This is a genomic window from Gordonibacter sp. An230 (genome assembly GCF_002159915.1).
Lineage (GTDB): Bacteria > Actinomycetota > Coriobacteriia > Coriobacteriales > Eggerthellaceae > Rubneribacter.
Genome location: NZ_NFJP01000035.1, coordinates 14,576 through 34,341, shown reverse-complemented (window position 1 = coordinate 34,341; position 19,766 = coordinate 14,576). Strand labels below are relative to the sequence as shown.

Genomic DNA, 19,766 nt, shown 5'->3' with positions numbered 1-19,766 from the left:
CCCCCCCGACTTCCTGCCGCTTCCCGCCCTCCTTCCCGTCTCGCAGAATCCCCCGAATCCCCACCGAAAGTGCCGAAACGCGCCGCTCGCAACAGCGTGCAAGGGGTACAATACCTCGCGAGCGAAAGGAAGAGCGCATGTATGACGGAGAATCCCAACCGGGCCGCAACGACGCGTGCTGGTGCGGCAGCGGCAAGAAGTACAAGAAGTGCCACCTCGATATCGACGAGCGCCTGCAAAGCCTTTACGACCAGGGCTTCGAGGTCCCCGACCGCGCGCTGCTCAAGACCGCGGCCGACATCGAGGGCATCAAGCGCAGCGCCGCCATCAACATCGGCGTGCTCGACTATGTGGCCGAGCGTATCGGCCCCGGCACCACCACCGAGCAGGTTGACCGCTGGGTTCACGACTACACGGTGGAGCGCGGCGGCATTCCGGCCGATCTCGGCTACGAGGGCTATCCGAAAAGCGTGTGCACGTCCGTGAACGAGGTCGTGTGCCACGGCATCCCTTCCGAGGCCGACGTGCTGCGCGAGGGCGACATCGTGAACGTGGACTGCTCCACCATCCTCGACGGCTACTACTCGGACTCCTCGCGCATGTTCTGCATCGGCGAGGTGTCGCCGGAGCGCCGGCGCCTCGTGGAGGAGACGAGGCGCGCCCTCGAGGCGGGCCTCGCCGCCGTGAAGCCCTGGGGCTTTTTAGGGGACGTGGGCGCGGCGGTGAACGCCTACGCCCAGTCGTGCGGCTTCACCGTGGTGCGAGAGTTCGGCGGCCACGGCATCGGCCTCGATTTCCATGAGGATCCGTTTGTGAGCCACGTGGCCCAGGCCGGCACGGGGATGGTGCTCGCGCCCGGCCTCACGTTCACCATAGAGCCCATGGTGAACGCCGGCGCCCAAGAGATCGACATGGGCGATCCGAACGGCTGGACCGTGCGCACCGCCGACGGCAGCGACACCGCCCAATGGGAGGTGCAGCTCACCGTCACCAAGGACGGCTACGAGCTGCTGTCCTGGTAGCGTTGCGCATGCAGATGACGGGGGACGGCGGAATCAGCGGAATTGGCAAGGCGGGCGCGCCCTTCCGGGAATGTCCGCGGTTTGAGATCGGCGCGGGCCGCGTCGTCCGATGCGAAGCCGCCTTCTCCGACCGAGCCGACGTCGAGAGGGCCGTTCTGCCGAGCAGGGTTGGCCGTGGGCTGTCTGCGCCAAATCGGAATCGACGCGAGCCTGCGCTCGCCGGGCTCTCCGAGCCCTTCCGCCCGATACCGCGAAAGCCTCCTATCAGGCGGAGGAGGGCTCTCGCGACGCGAGCGGGCTTTGCTGGCGAGCCGGCTCGGCCTACGTTGACGCCGGTTTGACGTGGACGTAGGGCTTTTTGCGCAGAAATCACCAGATTGCTGCCGCATTGCGGGAAGCCGTCGTTGCGGATTCGGCGTTTTCCCAGATCGCGAGAGTGCGCGTTGAAGCGCGAGGCGGATTTGCCGGAAAGGATGCATGGGGGAGGCTCGTTTCGGCGAGTTTCGGTAGCAATCTGGTGATTTCTGTATCGTAGGGCTTGGTTTCGTGCGGAATCGGATTCCGTGCGAAATCGGCCGTCTTGGTGCGCTCTGCCCGCAGCCTTTTTTTGGAGGGGGCGAGCCTTTTTGGAGGGGGCGCCTCGTCGGATTCGCTTCGGGATTAACCCGGCGACCTTTCGGCAGGAGGGCTGCCATCTGGACGTCGGCATCGTTTGGCGCATACCGCCCCGCACGCGGAAGCGCCCGGCGCGGTCAACGTGCCGGGCGCTTCCCAAGGAGGGGGATGTCGCTATTTCTGCGCCACCATGCGGCCGATTACGTAGCCTTCGGTGTAGCAGCGGCCCAGCGACAAGCCGAACACGGTGAGCGGGTAGTCGATGCCTCCGTAGAAGCCACCCGAGCAGTTGCCGATGGCGTACAGGCCCTCGATGACCTCTCCTTCCGGCGTGAGGCATTCGTGGTTCTCGTTCACGTCGACGCCGGAGCAGATGGCGCTCATGCGCACATGGCGATGGATGCCGTAGTAGGGCGGGGTGTCTACCGGCGCGAGGTACTGCGCGGGCTTGCCGAAGTCCTCGTCCGCGCCGGCGGCGCACAGCTCGTTGTAGCGCTCGACCGTCTCCACGAATGCGGCCGTGTCGGCGATCTCCAGCTTTTCGGCCAACTCTTCAAGCGTGTCGGCTTTGAACGTGTTGACCTGGTCGGCGAACACCCCTTCGCGCTCCACGTCCTCCTCGGGCATGTACACTTTGAGCGCCTCGGGGTCGACCAGGCTTCCGGGCCACTCGGCGGCGTCCTCCATGTAGGTGCTGTCGAAGATCTGGCAGTAGTGGCCGGCGTCTTCGGCCGAGCGCAGGTAGCAGTTCATGAGCGACATCTCGACGGTCTCGCTTACGAAGCGCTTCCCGGTCGAGTTCTTCACGGCCAAAAACGGCATGTCGCACATCGACGAGGGGCCGGCGTCGAAGTCGTGGAGCATCTTGGTGTGCGCGAGGTTCTCAATCTTGCCGCCGGCCCACACCACCATCTTGTGGCCGTCGCCGGTCTTGTTCGTCTGCTTCGGCTCGAGGTTGGTCATGTCGGGCTGGTAGTAGTAGAGCATGTCGGTGTCGTTTTGGTAGTCGCCCGTGGCCATGATGACTCCCTTGGCCGCGTTGAACTGGATGTAGCCGCCGTCGCCCTTGGCGATGACGCCGGTCACCTTGCCGGAATCGTCCTGTACGAGTTGCTCGGCCGGCGTGGAGTAGAAGATTTCGACGCCCTCCTTCGCGGCCGTTTCGGCCAACGCGCGCATGCCGTCGCCGGTGTTGAGCGGCTTCGGGCCGAAGAACGACGTGACGAAGTTCATCGTGTAGCCCTTTTTGTTGATGAGGGGCATGTGCTGCAGGTTGCCCTGGTCGATGACGGGAGCTCCGCTCTCGGCGGACTTTTCGATGACCCATTTCACGGCCTCGCCGGAGTTCTTCGCCCACAGCTCGACGAGCGCCCGGTTCGGACGGTGCTGGCTGTCGGCGATAAGCTGCGAGACGAGGTTCTCGACATCGGCGGGATCGCTTGTGGCCAGGTCGATGCCGCTGCCGGAGTTGCCCTGGCTGATGGCCTGGCTCTCTTTCTGCAGGAGCGCCACGCTCGCGCCGGCCTCGAGCGCCGAAAGCGCCGCCGGAACGCCAGCGGCGCCCGCGCCGACCACCACCACGTCGAAGTCCTTCGTCTCTTTGATGTCGGTGATGGGCTCGGGCTTCTCGAGGAAGCTCGGCAGGCCCTCGCGCAGGTGCCCGGCCGACGTGCCCGCCTCGCCGGAGTTCGCGCCATTCGCGGAGCCGGAGCCGGAGCCAGCCGTTTGCGGCGCGCACGAGGCGAGCGCGCCCGCGCCCACCACGCCGGCGGCTGCGATGCCTCCGAATCTGAACAGATCGCGACGGCTGATCCCGTTTCCATTGATGGTGTTGCTCATGGATTCCTCCTTGGTTTCGGTTCTATCCCTCGAATCGAACCTTAGCGCCGTTGCGCCTTCCTGTCTTTCGTCCACCGTGCCAAAAACAAGGATGATTTGCATCATCCTTCGCTATAACCCTATGCATGATCAGGCAAAACGTAGCCTTGATTCCTTGTGGCGGATGGAGGCGGCCTTGCGTGGCACTTTGATTCGGGTACAATGAAAGGGCTGGAAAGGGTTGAGGAGGGGTCGCGTCGCATGAGGGAAACGCCATCGCATGCCGCCGGTGACGGGGCGGTCGCTTCGGCCCGTGCGGCGTCGGCTGGGCCAGACGGACCCGCCAAGCCCTCGGCGTCTTCCGGGGCTGCCGGCTCCGCTTCCGAGCTCCGCGACAACGATAAGGCGCGACCGAAGCCACCTGGTCCGCTTTTCCCTTGGATGCCGGCCATACCGCTTGCGTTCCTCGGCCTCGGCGTGTACCGCGCCTGGATAGAGGTCGTGTTCGTCGGTTCGTTCGTTTCGTTTCCCGCGGCCGAAGTGACCGGGCATGACGTGTTCGATCTCGTGATGATCGCGACGATGCTCATCTGCGCCGCCCTCGCGAAGCGGACGGGGCCCTACTTCGCTCGCACGCCGTTGTACGTGTGCTCGGGCATCGCCCTCGTGCTGTCCACCTGCTGCATGTTCGCGTCCATGGCGGTCCCCGCGTTGGTAAACGCGCTTGCGGTGGCGGCGGTGGTTCTGGGCGGGGCGGGCATTGCCGTCGTCATTCTTCTCTGGTCGGAGCTGTACGGATGCGTGAACCCGTTCCGCGTGGCGCTGTACTACTCGGCATCCATGATCGTGGCTGCGGCGATCATCTACGTGTGCCGGGGCCTCTCCATCGAGTGGCTCGGCGCCGTGGTGGCGGTGCTTCCCGTCGTCTCGCTCGCCGCGGTGGCGGCTGGCTTCCGAGCGCTCCCGGCCGACGAGCTGCCCGTGGCGCATCCCACGAAGTTCTCGTTTCCCTGGAAGATCGTCCTGCTCATGGCCGTGTACGCGTTCGCCTACGGGCTCAAGGAGTCGTCGATGTACCAGTCGACGTTCGGGCCGCATTCGGCGTTCGGCACGGTTGCGGTGGCGGCCGTGGTGTTCTTCGGCGTCATCGCGCGCGGCGGGAAGTTCGATTTCGCCGTCATCTACCGCATCGCGCTGCCGCTCATGGTGGCGGCGTTTCTCATCCTTCCGAACGTCGGCGTGCTCACGCAGGCGGCGTCGGACTTCTGCACGAGCGCCTCGTACACGGCGTTCTCCATCCTCATCATGCTCATCATGGCCAACCTGTGCTATCGCTACGGCATGTCGGCGGTGTGGCTGTTCGGCCTCGAGCGAGGCGTGCGGGCTTTGTTCTCCGTGCTTGGGCGGCAGGTTGAGGCGCTGCTCGGGTCTCCTGAATTCGGGCTGGCGGGATCGGACGCCGTGGTGAGCGGGCTCGTGATCATCATGGTGGTGGCGGCCACGACGATCCTGTTCTCGGAGCGCGAGCTGTCCAGCCGCTGGGGCGTGGCGTTTTTGGGAGGGGAGGACGCGTCGGCGAACACGGCGGTGGTGAAGCGCCAGGAGCTTGCCAGCCGCTGCAGCGATCTCGCGAAGCAGCACGGTCTTTCGCCGCGGGAGGAGGAGGTGCTGCTCCTGCTCGCGCAGCACAAGACGGTGGGCTCCATCGAGCGCGAGCTGTTCATCGCGAACGGAACGGCGAAGACCCACATCAGGCATGTGTACCGCAAGCTCGACGTGCATTCCCGCGACGAGCTTGTCGAAAAACTCGAGCTTTTCGAATAAAACACAAACAAACGTTCTTTTTTATGCTATACTGCTCTCGAACGAAAGAGCCAGTGCAAGCGCTGATCCCGCTTCGGCCGTCGGGCAGCCCATAGATGGCGACGGTGTTCCGCGTCGCCCGTACCACGCTTGCAAGATCCTCTCAAGCCTTCGGAACGCTTGCGAAGAGGTGTCGTGCCATGTCGGAATCGTGCCGTATCGTTCCGCCCTGCCCCCATGCGGAGGCCCTTGTCGTTATCGAGGTGCTGCCGCTGTGCTCCCTCGATTCGCCGGAGGGCTCGCTCAGGGCCGCCGCGCTCGCTCAGGAGCTGTCATCACCCCAGCCAAGCGATGCCAGCGGGTTGTGCGAGGGGAGACCGCTGCGCACCATTGCAGCTTTGAGCTGCGAAGATGCTCTTGCTTTGTTGAAGGAGGCGGGTCATGTGCGCCTTTGATTTCTGGGAGCGCGACGGCGTTGCTTTCGAGCGCCTGCCCACATTGCAGGAGCTTTTGATCTGCTGCGATGAAAAGCTGCTCGTTCGCGCCGTCATGGAGGACCATGTGCGCGCGGAGGCGACCGTAGCTACGCCGAAGCGCCGCAAGGCGATGAGGAAGCGGCTTGCGAGGACGCTCTCGGCGATGAGGGCGCTGCCGGTTGAGAAGCCGAGCCGCTCGTCTGTCCTTCTGCCGCGGGAAGAGTTCGTACTTCATGCCGAGTCGGGCTTGATCGAGCGCGGCGTTTCCGCTTCGCTTGCCCAGCTTGGCGACGCCGAGACGGTGCGGCGCGCCATCTTTCCTTCGGTCGAGGGGTTCGAGCGTGCTCCGGCCGAGGCGCATGCGCTTCCGAAGGAGCGCCGGTACGCTCTTGCGCCGTGGGAGGAGTCGCTTGCGTACCGCGTGTGGCTCGGAGGGCCATGGTGCCTGCGCGAGCGCTACCAGGTGCTCGCGGGCGCATTTTGGGAGATGACGTTTTTCGGGTTCGAGTACGATCAGGTGCTGGCGCGCCAAGCTCGCAAGAGGGCCGAGCTGCTGCTCGACGGGGGCGCGTCGGACGGAGGGCGTGGCCGCGGGGGCGATGCGACCGGGCCCGAGGGCGCGGACGGCCGCGTTCCGACGGGGGCCAACGTGCGAGACGATCGCGCCGTGCGTGCGCGGGCGTTCGGGCTCGAGCTTCCCGATCGGTTCGCCGAGGAGCAGCGCGAGGCGCTCGCTCGATGCGTCGGCGTGCTGAACGATGCGGCGGAGCGCAGGTTCTGGGAGCGCTTTTTGTCCCTTGCATCCGAAACGAAGGCCGCATGATCCCGAGCAAAGGAAGGCGAGGCGCCATGCGCCTCGCCTTCGGGGACCGCGCTGCCGCTTTCGGTCCGCTAGCCGACGACCTCCACCAACGTGATCTCGAACGTGAGGGCTTTGCCTGCAAGCTCGTGGTTCATGTCGAACGTTGCGATGCCGTTCTCGATGGACTTCACGAACACGGGGAAGGGCTGGCCTCCCGGACCCATCATGTAGACCGTTTGCCCTGCGGGAAGCTGGTCGCCGTTGGGGATCTGGGAGATCGGCACCTTCTGCACCTTGCTCTCGTCGCGCTCGCCGTAGGCTTCGGCGGCGGGGATGCGCACGGTCTTCGTCTCGCCTGCGGCCATGTCCTTCACGGCCGCATCGAACCCGGGGATCATCTGGCCGGCCATGCAGGTGAACTCGATGGGCTCGCCTCGCTCGACCGAGGAGTCGAACGTGGTGCCGTCGTCGAGCGTTCCGGTGTAGTGGACCTTGACCTTCTTGCCTTCGTTGCTCATAGGGGGTTCCCTTTCGCTTGGAGATCGACGTTTCCAGTCTACCCGAGCGCTGCGATGCCCGTGATCGAGCCGAGCAACTTGCTCCAAGTCGCCATAAGTCGTCTTGGATCGCGCGGCCGGGCTTGCCCTCCGCATGCCCGATGCCGCCAGCGCGCCGACGGGGCATGCTGCTGCGACGCCTCCGGCCGGGCTTGCCCTCCGCGCGCCCGATGGCTCGTGCGCGGGGCGACCGCTGTCGATCAGCGCGCCTGGCGCCGCCGAAGCGACGCGCCTGTTCCCGCGTGCGCGCGGGGCGTCTGCGAAGCGCTCTGGGGAGGAGGGATGCTCGTCGGCGCGTCTGTTCCCGCGTGCGCGGGGCGTCTGCGGCGCGTGCACGCGGGAACGGGCCGCTGGCTGGACGGTCGGTCCCGAACGCGGGCGGTGCAGCGCGCGCCTGGCGCCGCACCGCGAGGGAGGGCCGGTGCGGGATCGTGGCCCTGAGCGGCTCCCGTTTCGGGCTTGCGCCGAGGAGCGCATCGTGAAGGAGCGTGCCGTGGGCGGCGCTGGCGGGAAGGGGGCGGCCTTCTCTTCCCGCCAGCGGGTGTCGCGCGGGCTAGCGGTCGGGGAGGTCGCTCACGTCGAGCAGCGTCATCTCGAAATTGAGGGATTTGCAGATGGCGTCGTGGTTCATGTCGAACACCGCGCGCTCCTCGGTAAGCTCGACGAGTCGGGCCGGGTAGGTTTGCCCATCGGGCTGCTCGAGGTTCACCATCTCGCCCACGACGAGCCGCGTTCGCGCGGGGATCTTCGCGCGCTCCACGGATATCACGCGCTCGTCGGTGCGTTCTTCGTACGCCTCGTTCGCCGCAACGCGCACCGTCCTCGTTTCGCCTACGGCCATGTCGCGCACCGTCTCGATGAACGCAGGCGGCATCCATCCCTCGACGCAAGGGAACTCGATGGGATGCTCGCGCTGGTCGATGAACGTCGCCCCGTCGTCGAAGTATCCGCGGTACGCCACTTTCACCATGCGGTTCTCGTTGCTCATCGCGCTCCGCCGTCCCGTTCGCGCTCGGCGAGCGTCGCAAGCGTCGTGCGAGCGGCCACGAGGCGTGCGAGCGGCTCGAGGTGTTCCCGGTCGTCTCCTCCGAGCCCTCGCATGGCGATATCCATGACGGCGTCGCACAGTTCCGCGACGGGCCGGCCGTACACCTCGGCACGGTAGCCGCTTTCCATGAGCGCGGCCTTGGCCGCCTCGTAGTCGGAGGCTCGGATGCCGGAGAACAGCTCGTCGAGCGCATCGAGGCTCGCGGGGTCGTAAAACAGCCCCCTGACAAGCGCGGCATAGGCGATGGCGTAGGGTATGGGCAGGGCGTCTGCCGGTCTGATCTCGATGTAGGTTTTCAGGCGCACGTCCGTGAAGAACATCGACACCGCGTGCTCCACCTCCGCACGGGTCATGGTTCGGTCTGCGTAGACGTCGCCGAACGTTCGGTCGGAGTAGCACCATTGCTCTTTGGCGCAGGGCACGAGGATGGAGACGGTGTCCAGAATGTACTCGGCGTACCTCCTCAGGTCGAACGAGGGCTCGAGAACGCCGGGCACGAGCCCGCATCGGTCGTCGTCCACGTGCTTCCAAATCTCGGTGCGCACGAGCTCGTGCGTGCGCGGCGCCCCTTCGAATATGGGGGAGTTGTCGCACATGAGCGAGATGATCGGCGATATCGCGAACGCCAGCCGAAGCTTCCTCAGACAGTCCTGCGTGCTCGTGTAGTCGATAGACACCTGCGTCGACGCGCTTCCGCGCATCATGCAGGGGCCGTGCTTGTCTTTTCTGCCCAGGTACAGATCCATGAACTGGTAGCGGCGTTTCGGGATGAGCTCGAGTTCGCGCGCCTTTGCCGTTGGGTGGTATCCCGTTGCGAGCATGCGCTCGCCTGCGGATGCGAGCAGGGCCCCGACGCGGCTCTCGAAGGATTCGAACACCTCGCGTGCGCGGCCCAGGTCCACGAACGGCCCTGCGGACAGCTCCAGCTGCGCGGCAGGCTCGATGGTGACGGCCTCCCCGGGACGCGATACGCCCAGAAGGTCGCCGTGCGCGTCGCATGTGAGCGTGGGGTACTCCTCCTTCAGCTGGCCGAGCAGCCAGGCCACCCCGTGCTTTTCGCTGTAGGACACGGGGCTCATGTCGTCGTGCACGAGGATGTGCTCAAGCTCGATGCCCAGCTCGCCCGGTCCGCCAGCGGGTTTGATGCCCTGCTCGAAGTACGAGACGATGGCGGCGATGTTGCTTTCGCGAGCAGGTTGGCGGGTGTCGCCGGAAAAGGTGGCGTTCATGTTCTCTCCTGAGTACTGTGTGGTCGATGCGAGGTGTTTCGACCATAGGATACCGCGTATACGATACTCGTGCGGTCGCTTTGCGCTGCAGCGGCTCGAAACCACATCCCGTTTCCATGCGCTCGGCCCGCTCGTTCGCGGGCGGCTGTGTCTTGCCGAGCGCCCTTCCCGCGGGTGCGGCGGGGCGATGTCGTCGAATTGAGGGGTGCGCAGCGATGCGGGCTCCCTTCCCGCGGTCGTGGGGATCGCAACGGTTCGGCGAGCGGCATCGCGCCGCTGTGCTGAGGCGCCTTTCCCCGCGGGCGCGCGAGGGAGGGCCAAGTGCGCCTCGAGGGCCGTTCCCGTGTTGGGGGCGCCCTTCCCACGGGCGCGCGAGTGAGAGCGGCGCTTGCCGGGTTACGACGGCAATCTGGACTTGGCGCCCTTCCCACGGGCGCGCGAGTGAGAGCGGATTATCCTGCGAGGATTCCGCTTCGCTTCCGCGCAGGCGCCCTTCCCACGGACGCGCGAGGGAGAGCGGCCAACACCCGGGGGGGGGCACGACGGCCTTCCCGCGCGGGGCTCGTACCTCGGGCGCGGGGAAGCGCGCAGGGACGCTCGGGAGTCGTGGGCTGCATTGGCGCTCATCCCTCGGGCGCGCGGGGAAGTACGCGCACATCGTGAAGAACGCTCCGAGGGCGGGGCGAGGGCTCCTCCCGCGGGCGGGCGGGGAAGCGCACGCCGACAGGATGCGCCTCCGAGCGCTTCGTGCGGGGAAGCGCTCGTTTTGCCGGTTGCAAGATCCGTCCATGTTCCAGCGCCCTTCCCGCGGATGCGCGGGGAAGCGCTCGCGCTTGCCGTGAGCGGCCCCGAATCGTCGAGCCCCTTTCCGCGGGCGTGCGTTGCGTGCGCTTCGCTGTCGCATCGCGCCCGACCCCTTCCCTCATGCGCGCAAGGATGCCCCTCGCCCCTCCTTGCGCGTCTGTGGCGCGGGCTTTCCGCGGTGCCCTTCTTCGCCGCCTCTTGCCGCGCCCCTTTGCTTCTCGCTCGGCTATTTTCGCTGCGAGCCTTGTCAAACCCCCGTATCTTTCTTAGGATTGTCGGCAGCGGTGCGAACGATCCCGATTTGCGCGCTTGCACAAATCGGGCGGGGCGCCGACACGAAACGAGCTGCCCGTGCGACGGGCTGAACGGAGGGGATCGACATGGCGATCACGACGGGCATCGTGGGCGCGGCGGGGTTCGCCGGCATCGAGCTGACGAGGATCGCTCTGCGCCACCCCGACCTCGATCTTGTCGCCGTCACGTCGAACGAGCTGGCCGGCACGTCCGTCGCAGACGAGTACCCCGGCTTCACCGGCGCCACCGATCTTGTCTTCTCCGCCCACGACGATCCGGCGCTCGATGCGTGCGACCTCGTGTTTCTTGCCGTTCCGCACACCGCCGCGCTTGCGATGGCCCCCGGTCTCGTTGCCCGAGGGGCGACGGTCGTCGACCTTTCGGCCGACTTCCGCCTCAAGGACCCCGCCGTCTACGAGCGCTGGTACGCCACGCCCCATACCGCCGTCGATCTGCTTGGGCGCGCCGCGTTCGGCCTGCCCGAGCTCTTCCCCGACGACCTCGCCCGCGCCGCCGAGGCCCGCATGGCGGGCAAGGGCGCGCTCGTGGCATGCGCGGGCTGCTATCCCACCGCAACGTCGCTGGCCGCCGCGCCCGCTGTGCGGGCGGGCCTTCTCGCCGAAGGCGGCGTGGTCGTGGTGGACGCCGTCTCGGGCGTCACCGGCGCGGGCAAGAAGGCAAGCGCCCGCACGCATTTCTGCTTCGCTGACGAGAATCTCGAGGCGTACGGCGTGGCCACCCATCGCCATACGCCCGAGATCGAGCAGATCCTCGGTCTCGAGGGGCGCCTTGTGTTCACGCCGCACCTCGCGCCGGCGAAGCGCGGGCTGCTCTCCACGGTCAACCTCCCTCTCTCGCCCGACGCCCCCGCGGAAACCGCCTTCGCGCTCGAGCGCTACCGAGCGTTCTACGAGGGGAGTCCCTTCGTGCATGTGCTGCCCGAGGGGGTCATGCCGAAGACCTCGTCGGTGGTGGGCACGAACTGCGCCCATATCGGCCTGGCCGTGAACGAGCGCGCCCGTGTGCTCGTCGTCGTGTGCGCGATCGACAATCTGGGCAAGGGCGCGGCTGGCCAAGCCGTGCAGTGCGCGAATGCGGTGTGGGGCCTCGCGGAGACGGCCGGGTTCGACTCCGTTGCGGTTCCCGTGTGAGCCGACGCCGAGACTGGGAGAGAGGAAAGGGGCGTCAATGAACAACGAATACCCTGCGATGGGCCGGCGGCCCTCCGTCGGAGCGGTCCCCGTGCCCGCTCCTTCCGCGTCGTCGTCCGAAGCAGGCGGTTTCGACGTGCAGGGCGATCGTTCTGGGCAATCCGGGGCTGGCGCGCCTGTCGCCGGTGTCGCCCCCTTGCGTTTGGGCGCGACCGCCGAGGCTCGCTCCTGCACGCCGCCGCCGGTGCCGGGCGGGGGCGTCACCACGCCGCGGGGCTTCAGGGCCGCCGGCGTGCACGCGGGGTTCCGCGAGGATCCCGGGCGGCTCGACCTCGCGCTCGTCGTCGCCGACGAGCCGTGCCCGTGCGCGGCCGTGTTCACCCAGAACGTCTTCTGCTCGGCTCCCGTGACGGTGTCGCGCGCCCGCCTCGACGGGCAGGGCTTCGGCACGGCGCGCGCCATCATGGTGAACTCGGGCAACGCGAACGCCGCCACCGGCGAGCGCGGTCTTGAGGCCGCGCTCGAATCGGCCCGCCTGGCCGCCGATGCCGTGGGGTGCCCCGCCGACGAGGTGCTCGTGGCGTCGACGGGCGTGATCGGCCAGCACCTGCCGCTCGAGCCGTTCGCGACCGGCCTGCCCGCCGCGGTCCGGGCGCTCTCGGCCTCCGGCGGCGCGGATGCGGCGCGCGCCATCATGACCACCGACACGCGCCCGAAAGAGTGCGCGGTCGTGTTCTCGGGCGACGGCGTGGGCTACGAGGGCCGCGCGTTCTCGGTTGGCGGCATGACGAAGGGCTCGGGCATGATCATGCCGAACATGGCCACGATGATCGCGGTCCTCGCCACCGACGCCCCTGTGCTGCCGCACGATCTCCATGCGGCGCTCAAGCGCGCCGTCGACGCGAGCTTCAACAAGGTCACCGTCGACTCCGACACCTCCACGAACGACTCGTGCTTCATGATGGCCAGCGGCCAGGCGGTGCCGCCGGGCTCTGCGCCTTTTGCACCGGGCTCGGCCGCCTTCGAGCGCTTCGAGGCCGCGCTCGCCACGGTGTGCGGGAGCCTTGCGCGCCAGATGGCCGCCGACGGCGAGGGCGCCACGCGCCTCGTCACCGTGCGCGTGGCCGGGGCCGCCGACGACGCCGACGCGGACAGGGCCGCCCGCGCCGTGGCGAACTCGCCGCTCGTGAAGACGGCCATCTGCGGGCGAGACGCCAACTGGGGCCGCATCGCCGCCGCCCTCGGCAAGTCCGGCGCGCGTTTTCGCCAGGAGGACGCCGCCATCGACATCATGGGGCTGCCCGTGTGCCGAGGCGGGCTCACGGTGGAGTTCGACGAGGACGAGGCGCTGCGGCGCTTCGAGCGGCCCGAAGTGGCCATCGACGTCGACCTCGGGGCCGGCGACGGGCGCGCCACCGTTTGGACGTGCGACCTCACGCACGAGTACATCGCGATCAACGGAGACTATCGATCATGAAATACGCGAAGGACACGCGCCCGATGGGCGCATCGCACAAAGCGGCGGAGGTGCTCGTCGAGGCGCTGCCGTGGATCAAGAACATCACCGGCAAGACGGTCGTCATCAAGTACGGCGGCTCGGCCATGGTTGACGAGGAGCTGCGCGCCGACGTCATGGCCGACATCGTGCTGCTCAAGATCGTCGGCGTGAACCCCGTCATCGTGCACGGCGGCGGCAAGGCCATCACCGAGGCCATGGAGCACATGCAGCTGCCCGTGGAGTTCAAGGACGGCCAGCGCGTCACCACGCCCGAGGCGATGGAGCTCGTGCGCACCGTGCTCATGGGCAAGGTGAACCAGGAGCTGGTCGAAACGCTCAACGAGCACGGCAACTTCGCCGTGGGCGTGTCCGGGGCGGACGCGGGCGTCATCGTTGCCGAGCAGGCGAGCCCCGACCTCGGGCGCGTGGGGCGCATCACGCGCATCAACAGCGCGCTCCTCGACGACCTCGTCGCCGGCGACTACATCCCCGTCGTGGCATCCGTGGCCATCGGCGAGGAGGGCGGTTTCTACAACGTGAACGCCGACATGGTCGCCGGCCACATCGCCGCTGCCATCGGCGCGCACAAGGTGATCTTCCTCACCGACGTCGACGGCCTCTACGAGAACTTCGAGAACAAAGACTCCCTCATCTCGAACCTCACGTTGTTCGAGGCCCAGTACATGGTGGAGAACAACATCGTATCCACGGGCATGATCCCCAAGCTGAGGTCGTGCATCCACGCGCTCGAGGCGGGCGTGTTCCGCGCGCACATCATCAACGGCGTCACGCCGCATTCGCTGCTGCTGGAGCTTCTGACCAGCACCGGCGTGGGCACCACGATGCACTCCACCGAGGAGGCGTGCAAGTTCGACGCCCATCCGCTCGGCAACTTCGCCTCGAAGCTCCTCGAGAACCGCCAGCCCGCCGCCGCGAACGGCTCCGGGCCAAACGCCAAGTAAGCCAGCCGCGCCAACACGAAGAAGGGAAGCCGCGCTATGTCCTATGTCGAGGAATGCGAACTCGAATCCGCCTATCTAATGCAAACCTACGCCCGCAAGCCCGTCGAGCTCGTGTCGGGGCGCGGCATGAAGGTGGTCGACGACGCGGGCCGCACCTACCTCGACTTCGTGTCGGGCGTGGGGGCGGTGAGCCTCGGCCATTGCCACCCTGCGCTCGTCGCCGCGATCGAGGAGCAGGCGCGCACGCTCGTGCATGTGAGCAACTATTACTACATCGAGCATCGCGGCGAGGTGGCCCGCGCCGTGTCCGACCTGCTGAACGCGTGCGTGCCCGAATCCGAGCGCGCTTCGTGGCGAAGCTTCTTCGCCAACTCCGGCGCCGAGGCGAACGAATGCGCCTTCAAGCTCGCGCGCCTGCACGCCAAGAAGCGCGCCGCAGCGCGCGCCGAGGCCGAGGGCGCCGACGAAGCCGCGATCGCGGCCGCCCAAGAGGCTGCGCCCCGCATCATCGTCACCCTCGACGCGAGCTTCCACGGCCGCACGCTCGCCACGCTGGCCGCCACGGCCCAGCCGGCGAAGCAGGAGGCGTTCCAGCCCTTGCCCGACGGTTTTGTCCGCACGCCCATCAACGACGTGGCGGCGCTCGAGGCCCTGTTCGAGGCGCAGGGGGACGCCGTTTGCGCCGTCATGGTGGAGTGCGTGCAGGGCGAAAGCGGCGTGCATCCGTGCACGGCCGAGTTCCTGGCGGCGGCGCGCCGCCTCACCGAGGAGCGCGGGGCGCTGCTCATGTGCGACGAGATCCAGTGCGGCATGTTCCGCTGCGGCACCCATCCCTTCGGCTTCCAGCATTTCGGCATCGTGCCCGACGTCGTCACCATCGCCAAGGGCATCGCCTCGGGGTTCCCCATGGGCATGTGCGCAGCGCGTGCCGAGGTGGCGGCCTCGTACGCGCCCGGGGACCACGGCTCCACGTTCGGCGGCAGCTGCCTGGCCGTCGCCGCCGCCCGCGCCACCGTGCGCGAGCTGTCGGGGGGCGACATTGCCGAGAGCGTCGAGCGGGTGGGCGCGCACCTGCGCGAGCGCCTGGCCGCGCTGCCGCACGTGGAAGAGGTGCGCGGCCTCGGTCTCATGGTGGCCGCCGACCTCGACGAGGGCGCGAGCGCTCCGGACGTTGTGTCCGCCGGCCTCGATGCGGGCCTGCTCCTCAACTCCACCGGCCCTCGCACGCTGCGATTCCTTCCGCCGCTCGTCTGCGCGCGCGAGGACGTCGATGCGCTGATCGAGAGGCTAGGCGGGATACTCTCTGCCCTTTAGGGAGCGCGCCGGCCGTCGCGTTGGAGGGCGGGGCGGGCCTTTCGCTCGGCTCGCAGGCGATCGCGAAAGCCGCATGCGGGGAATGCGCCCGGGCGCTTCGGCCGTGCGCGAAAGGCCGTCCGGCGCCTTTTCTCCGTTTCCCGCCGAGGCCGCGTTCGGGCTTCCGGACGCGGTCTTTGGAGAAAGGGGAGGGGCCCTTGGCGAAAATCTTTCTGCGCTTTTTGAAATTTCTGGGGACGAAACGTCCACCGATGGGGTACTATTTACTGCATATTTTCGCGTGCCGTTTGCGCTAAACTGCATACTGCATGCGAGCGATGTGACCGGAACCGTATGTGATCGTCTTGGGCTGGGAACAGAGAGTATCGAGGGGCATGAGGAAACGTCAACAACGGCATGACATTATCCGCGACATCATTCGCGAGCACAATGTCAAGACGCAGCGCGACCTCGCGCAGCAGCTGCAAGCCGCTGGGTACGAGTGCACTCAGGCCACGATCTCTCGCGACATCATGGACATGGGGCTCGTGAAGTCGCGCGAGGGCTACTACGTCCTTCCCGAGGAGATGCGGCTCCAGCGCATGGTTTCCGAACTGGTCGAAGAGGTGCACGTGGCAGGCAACATGGTCGTGGTGAAGACGTTCTCCGGCGGAGCCGCCGGCGTCTCGGCCGCGCTCGACAAGGCGAGCCTGCGCGGAGCGCTCGGCACGGTTGCCGGCGACAACACCATCATGATCGCGGCCGAAAGCCCCGAGGCCGCCGTCGAGGTCGAGCGCGCCATCGACCGTCTGCGACGACGTTAGTCGTCTATTCTTTGCGCGAGGGACGCTTTTCTCCCTCTTTCCCCCAACGCTGCCAAGCAGCATGAAGCCGTGAGGGCCGCCCGGCGCTCACGCCGTCGCGAAAAGCCGCGATGCGCACGGGAGCTCGTGTGTCCGCAAGCCGCTTCGGCCGCGCGGAGCCGTATCGTCCGTGTCCGCATCGGAGATCCGGGCATATCCGCAAGTTGCAAGCAAACAACGGGAAAGGACTATCATCATGGCTGGTCAGAAAGACAAAGTTGTACTCGCGTACTCGGGCGGCCTCGACACCTCCGTGTGCATCAAATGGTTGCAGGAGGAGAAGAACCTCGACGTCATCGCCGTGGTCGGTGACGTGGGGCAGGAGCATGAGGGCCTCGAGAAGATCAAGCGGAAAGCGCTCAAGACCGGCGCGCTCGACTGCCTGGTCGTGGACATGCGGGACATGTTCGCCAAGGAGTACCTGTCGAAGGCGCTCGCGGCCAACGCGCTCTACGAGAACAAGTACCCGCTCGTCTCGGCGCTCTCGCGGCCGCTCATCTCGAAGCATCTCGTGGACGCGGCGCACAAGTTCGGCGCGAAGTACATCGCGCACGGCTGCACGGGCAAGGGCAACGACCAGGTGCGCTTCGAGGCCAGCATCACGATGCTCGATCCCGACATCGAGATCCTCGCCCCGGTGCGCGAATGGGATCTCAAAACCCGGCCCGAGGAGATCGAATGGGCGCACGTGCACGGCGTCGACGTGCCCGCCACGAAAGCCTCGCCGTACTCCATCGACGACAACCTGTGGGGCCGGGCCATCGAGTGCGGCGTGCTCGAGGATCCGTGGATGGAGCCGCCTGCGGACATCTACGCGATGACGGTCGATCCTGCGAAGGCTCCGAACAAGCCGCAGTACGTCGAGCTCGCGTTCGCCCGCGGCCTGCCCTACATGATCGACGGCAACCAGAAGAGCTTCCTCGGCATCATCTACGCCTTGAACGAGATCGCCGGGGCGCATGGCTTTGGCCGCCTCGACATGATCGAGAACCGGCTCGTGGGCGTGAAGAGCCGCGAGTGCTACGAGGCTCCTGCGGCGCTCGCCCTCATCAAGGCCCATAAGGCGCTCGAGGACCTCGTGCTCGAGCGCGAGGTGCTGCACTACAAGCTGGGGATCGAGCAGGCCTGGGCCACGTGCGTGTACAACGGGCAGTGGTTCTCGCCGCTCAAGGAGGCGCTCGACGCGTTCCTGCTCAACACGCAGCGCTGCCTGTCCGGCACGGTGCGGCTCAAGTTCTACAAAGGCTCGTGCACGGTGGTCGGCCGCAAGAGCGCGTACTCGCTCTACGACTACTCCCTGGCAACCTACGATGCGGACGACGCGTTCGACCACACCGCCGCCAAGGGCTTCATCCAGCTCCAGACGCTTTCCGGCAAGACCTGGGCGTCCAACCGTCGGCAGGAGGGCGCGCCCGCTGAGCTGTTCGACGCCGAGAAGCAGGCGGGACCGCTCAAGCGGGGCAAGTACGAGGACGTGACGCCCATCTGGAAGCGGGTGGCCGAGGCGGAGCGCGCGGCCGCTGAGCGGGACGTCGTCGCGTCCGAGCGGGCGTAAGGGGGAGCGGCATGGCACTGTGGTCGGGCAGGTTCACCGAGGGGGCCGACGAGTTCACGCAGCGCTTCGGCGCGTCGCTGCCGGTGGACAGGGCACTCTACGCGCAGGACATAGCGGGCTCCAAGGCGCATGCGCGCATGCTGGCGGCGCAGGGCGTCATCCCGTGCGAGGACGCCGACGCCATCGTTTCGGGCCTCGAGGGCATCGAGGCGGACATCGAGGCGGGGAGGTTCGCCTTCGATGTGGGCGACGAGGACATCCACATGGCGGTGGAGCGCGCCCTCATCGAGCGCGTGGGCGACGCGGGCGCGCGTCTGCACACAGGGCGCAGCCGAAACGACCAGGTGGCGACTGACACGCGCCTGTTCGCCAAGCGGCGCTGCTCGGATCTCATGCGCGCCAACCTCGCGTTGCGCCGCGCGCTCGTCGCGCAGGCGGAGGAGCATTTCGACGTCATCCTGCCGGGCTGCACGCACCTTCAGCATGCGCAGCCGGTGCTGCTGTCGCACCACTTGCTGGCCTACACGTGGATGCTCGCGCGCGACTTCGAGCGCCTGGTCGTCGCGCGGCGCGCCGCCGACGCGAGCCCGCTCGGCGCGGCGGCGCTCGCGGGCACCACGTATCCGCTCGACCGGCAGATGACGGCGGCGGAGCTCGGGTTCTCGCGCGTGATCCCCAACTCGCTCGACGCCGTGTCCGACCGCGACTTCCTGCTCGATTTGTCCTACGCGTGCAGCGTGTCGTGCGTGCACCTGTCGCGCCTGTGCGAGGAAGTCGTGCTGTGGTCGAGCTCCGAGTTCGGGTTCATCGAGCTGTCGGACGCGTTCTCCACGGGATCGTCGATCATGCCGCAGAAGAAAAACCCCGACTTCGCCGAGCTCATCCGCGGGAAGACCGGGCGCGTCGTGGGCGATTTGATGGCGTTGCTCGTCACGTGCAAGGCCCTGCCGCTTGCCTACAACAAGGACCTCCAGGAGGACAAGGAAGGCGCCATCGACGCCGCGAAGACCCTCGAGGACTGCCTCGTGTGCGCCGCCGGCATGATCGAGACGATGACCGTGAAGCCCGAGGCCATGCGCGCCCAGGCTCAGCGCGGCTACCTCGCGGCCACCGACGTGGCCGACTACCTGGCGAAGAAGGGGCTGCCGTTCAGGCGCGCCCACGAGGTGGTGGGGCATCTCGTGCTTCTGTGCGAGCAGCGCGGCTGCGATCTTGGCGACCTTTCGCTCGACGACTTCAAGGCCGAGTGCGATCTGTTCGAGGCCGACATCACCGAGGCGCTCGACCTCGAGAGCATCGTGGCCGCCCGCACCACTGAGGGAGGCACGGGGCACGCGGCCGTGCGCGTCCAGCTCGCGCACGCCAAAGAGGTGCTCGCCGCCGACGAAGCGTCGGTGTGATCGCGCGGGGCGGCGGGGCGGGGCGCTCCCGCCGCCCCGCCGTCGCGCCCCGCCCTCGGCGTCAGCCTTCCCTCTGCCGCGCCGGCGCCCCTCCGGCGGCCTCCCGGCGCCGGCGCCTCTCCGGCGGCCTCTCGGCGTCGGTGCCCCTCCGGTGGCGAACTGCGAATTTCGGCGGCAGGCCCCTTCCCGCGCGCCCATGCGGGCGTGTCTTTGTTGCGACGCGTTGGGGCGGAAGCCGCGCGGTTCGCGGCCCTGGGCGTCCATGCGGACGCGTCCCCAAAGGAAGGCGTTTCGAACCGAGCGGAGGCCGCCTCGCCGAGTTCGCGGCCCTGGCGCCCGTGCGGGCGTCCCCTTTTGCGACGGCACGCGCGGCGCCGCGCTTTCCGACGGCCTCTGCGCATCCGCGCGGACGCGCAGAGGCCGCGGTGTGGGAGTATCGCCGCCTGTTCGTGGACCCCGCCCGCGCAAAGGCCGCGGAGCCTCCTGCGGCGAGGGGATCCGCCCCGACGCATCCGCGAGAGAGCCCTCCGCGCGCGGTTGGCCGCGCCCGGCATGTGAGGGTGAAGCGCTCTCTCT

General features: G+C 67.6%; 14 protein-coding genes. 10 read left to right on the top strand and 4 right to left on the bottom strand.

Annotated elements, in window-relative coordinates:
• Positions 1-137 precede the first annotated feature (137 nt).
• Positions 138-1,022, top strand: a complete 885-nt coding sequence (locus B5F40_RS14180) for a methionyl aminopeptidase (RefSeq protein ID WP_087194924.1) — start codon at positions 138-140, stop codon at positions 1,020-1,022.
• Between the two features lie 789 nt (positions 1,023-1,811).
• Here B5F40_RS14180 and B5F40_RS14175 read toward each other — a convergent pair.
• A complete protein-coding gene (locus B5F40_RS14175) occupies positions 1,812-3,476 on the bottom strand; it encodes an FAD-dependent oxidoreductase (protein WP_087194926.1) in 1,665 nt (554 codons plus the stop codon).
• Between the two features lie 240 nt (positions 3,477-3,716).
• Between B5F40_RS14175 and B5F40_RS14170 the strand changes: the two genes are divergently transcribed.
• Entirely contained in the window at positions 3,717-5,279 is a 1,563-nt protein-coding gene (locus B5F40_RS14170; protein WP_087194923.1) for a helix-turn-helix transcriptional regulator, read from the top strand.
• A 420-nt stretch (positions 5,280-5,699) separates the two neighbouring features.
• Entirely contained in the window at positions 5,700-6,557 is an 858-nt protein-coding gene (locus B5F40_RS14160; RefSeq protein ID WP_087194921.1) for a hypothetical protein, read from the top strand.
• Between the two features lie 68 nt (positions 6,558-6,625).
• On the opposite strand, the gene B5F40_RS14155 is transcribed toward B5F40_RS14160, so the two are convergent.
• The 3 genes from B5F40_RS14155 to B5F40_RS14145 all read right to left on the bottom strand — a co-directional run bounded on the left by B5F40_RS14155 (position 6,626) and on the right by B5F40_RS14145 (position 9,370).
• The gene (locus B5F40_RS14155; RefSeq protein ID WP_087194920.1) at positions 6,626-7,054 is read right to left on the bottom strand and encodes an FKBP-type peptidyl-prolyl cis-trans isomerase; all 429 of its coding nucleotides are present in this window, start codon (positions 7,052-7,054) and stop codon (positions 6,626-6,628) included.
• Between the two features lie 592 nt (positions 7,055-7,646).
• Positions 7,647-8,081 carry an FKBP-type peptidyl-prolyl cis-trans isomerase gene (locus B5F40_RS14150; protein ID WP_087194919.1) on the bottom strand — a complete coding sequence of 145 codons (435 nt, stop codon included), beginning with the start codon at positions 8,079-8,081 and terminating at the stop codon, positions 7,647-7,649.
• Positions 8,078-9,370: a glutamate-cysteine ligase family protein gene (locus B5F40_RS14145; RefSeq protein ID WP_087194918.1), complete on the bottom strand. Its 1,293-nt coding sequence runs from the start codon at positions 9,368-9,370 to the stop codon at positions 8,078-8,080. The genes B5F40_RS14150 and B5F40_RS14145 overlap by 4 nt, the downstream gene beginning before the upstream one ends.
• 1,184 nt (positions 9,371-10,554) lie before the next feature.
• On the opposite strand from B5F40_RS14145, the gene argC reads away from it, so the two are divergent.
• The 7 genes from argC to argH all read left to right on the top strand — a co-directional run bounded on the left by argC (position 10,555) and on the right by argH (position 19,190).
• The gene (gene argC / locus B5F40_RS14140; RefSeq protein WP_087194917.1) at positions 10,555-11,619 is read left to right on the top strand and encodes an N-acetyl-gamma-glutamyl-phosphate reductase; all 1,065 of its coding nucleotides are present in this window, start codon (positions 10,555-10,557) and stop codon (positions 11,617-11,619) included.
• Positions 11,620-11,656: 37 nt separating this feature from the next.
• A complete protein-coding gene (gene argJ / locus B5F40_RS14135; RefSeq protein ID WP_239443076.1) occupies positions 11,657-13,096 on the top strand; it encodes a bifunctional glutamate N-acetyltransferase/amino-acid acetyltransferase ArgJ in 1,440 nt (479 codons plus the stop codon).
• Positions 13,093-14,079, top strand: a complete 987-nt coding sequence (gene argB / locus B5F40_RS14130) for an acetylglutamate kinase (RefSeq protein WP_087194916.1) — start codon at positions 13,093-13,095, stop codon at positions 14,077-14,079. The genes argJ and argB overlap by 4 nt, the downstream gene beginning before the upstream one ends.
• A gap of 36 nt (positions 14,080-14,115) precedes the next feature.
• Positions 14,116-15,393: an aminotransferase class III-fold pyridoxal phosphate-dependent enzyme gene (locus B5F40_RS14125; RefSeq protein ID WP_087194915.1), complete on the top strand. Its 1,278-nt coding sequence runs from the start codon at positions 14,116-14,118 to the stop codon at positions 15,391-15,393.
• A 374-nt stretch (positions 15,394-15,767) separates the two neighbouring features.
• The gene (locus B5F40_RS14120; RefSeq protein WP_087194914.1) at positions 15,768-16,196 is read left to right on the top strand and encodes an arginine repressor; all 429 of its coding nucleotides are present in this window, start codon (positions 15,768-15,770) and stop codon (positions 16,194-16,196) included.
• Positions 16,197-16,431: 235 nt separating this feature from the next.
• Entirely contained in the window at positions 16,432-17,790 is a 1,359-nt protein-coding gene (locus B5F40_RS14115) for an argininosuccinate synthase (RefSeq protein ID WP_087194913.1), read from the top strand.
• Between the two features lie 11 nt (positions 17,791-17,801).
• Positions 17,802-19,190: an argininosuccinate lyase gene (gene argH / locus B5F40_RS14110; protein ID WP_087194912.1), complete on the top strand. Its 1,389-nt coding sequence runs from the start codon at positions 17,802-17,804 to the stop codon at positions 19,188-19,190.
• Positions 19,191-19,766: the final 576 nt, after the last annotated feature.

Excerpts from the sequence above, each read along its gene's own strand:
- B5F40_RS14180 (WP_087194924.1), top strand. The coding sequence starts at position 138 with ATGTATGACGGAGAATCCCAACCGGGCCGCAACGACGCGTGCTGGTGC.
- B5F40_RS14175 (WP_087194926.1), bottom strand. The coding sequence starts at position 3,476 with ATGAGCAACACCATCAATGGAAACGGGATCAGCCGTCGCGATCTGTTC.
- B5F40_RS14170 (WP_087194923.1), top strand. The coding sequence starts at position 3,717 with ATGAGGGAAACGCCATCGCATGCCGCCGGTGACGGGGCGGTCGCTTCG.
- B5F40_RS14160 (WP_087194921.1), top strand. The coding sequence starts at position 5,700 with ATGTGCGCCTTTGATTTCTGGGAGCGCGACGGCGTTGCTTTCGAGCGC.
- B5F40_RS14155 (WP_087194920.1), bottom strand. The coding sequence starts at position 7,054 with ATGAGCAACGAAGGCAAGAAGGTCAAGGTCCACTACACCGGAACGCTC.
- B5F40_RS14150 (WP_087194919.1), bottom strand. The coding sequence starts at position 8,081 with ATGAGCAACGAGAACCGCATGGTGAAAGTGGCGTACCGCGGATACTTC.
- B5F40_RS14145 (WP_087194918.1), bottom strand. The coding sequence starts at position 9,370 with ATGAACGCCACCTTTTCCGGCGACACCCGCCAACCTGCTCGCGAAAGC.
- argC (WP_087194917.1), top strand. The coding sequence starts at position 10,555 with ATGGCGATCACGACGGGCATCGTGGGCGCGGCGGGGTTCGCCGGCATC.
- argJ (WP_239443076.1), top strand. The coding sequence starts at position 11,657 with ATGAACAACGAATACCCTGCGATGGGCCGGCGGCCCTCCGTCGGAGCG.
- argB (WP_087194916.1), top strand. The coding sequence starts at position 13,093 with ATGAAATACGCGAAGGACACGCGCCCGATGGGCGCATCGCACAAAGCG.
- B5F40_RS14125 (WP_087194915.1), top strand. The coding sequence starts at position 14,116 with ATGTCCTATGTCGAGGAATGCGAACTCGAATCCGCCTATCTAATGCAA.
- B5F40_RS14120 (WP_087194914.1), top strand. The coding sequence starts at position 15,768 with ATGAGGAAACGTCAACAACGGCATGACATTATCCGCGACATCATTCGC.
- B5F40_RS14115 (WP_087194913.1), top strand. The coding sequence starts at position 16,432 with ATGGCTGGTCAGAAAGACAAAGTTGTACTCGCGTACTCGGGCGGCCTC.
- argH (WP_087194912.1), top strand. The coding sequence starts at position 17,802 with ATGGCACTGTGGTCGGGCAGGTTCACCGAGGGGGCCGACGAGTTCACG.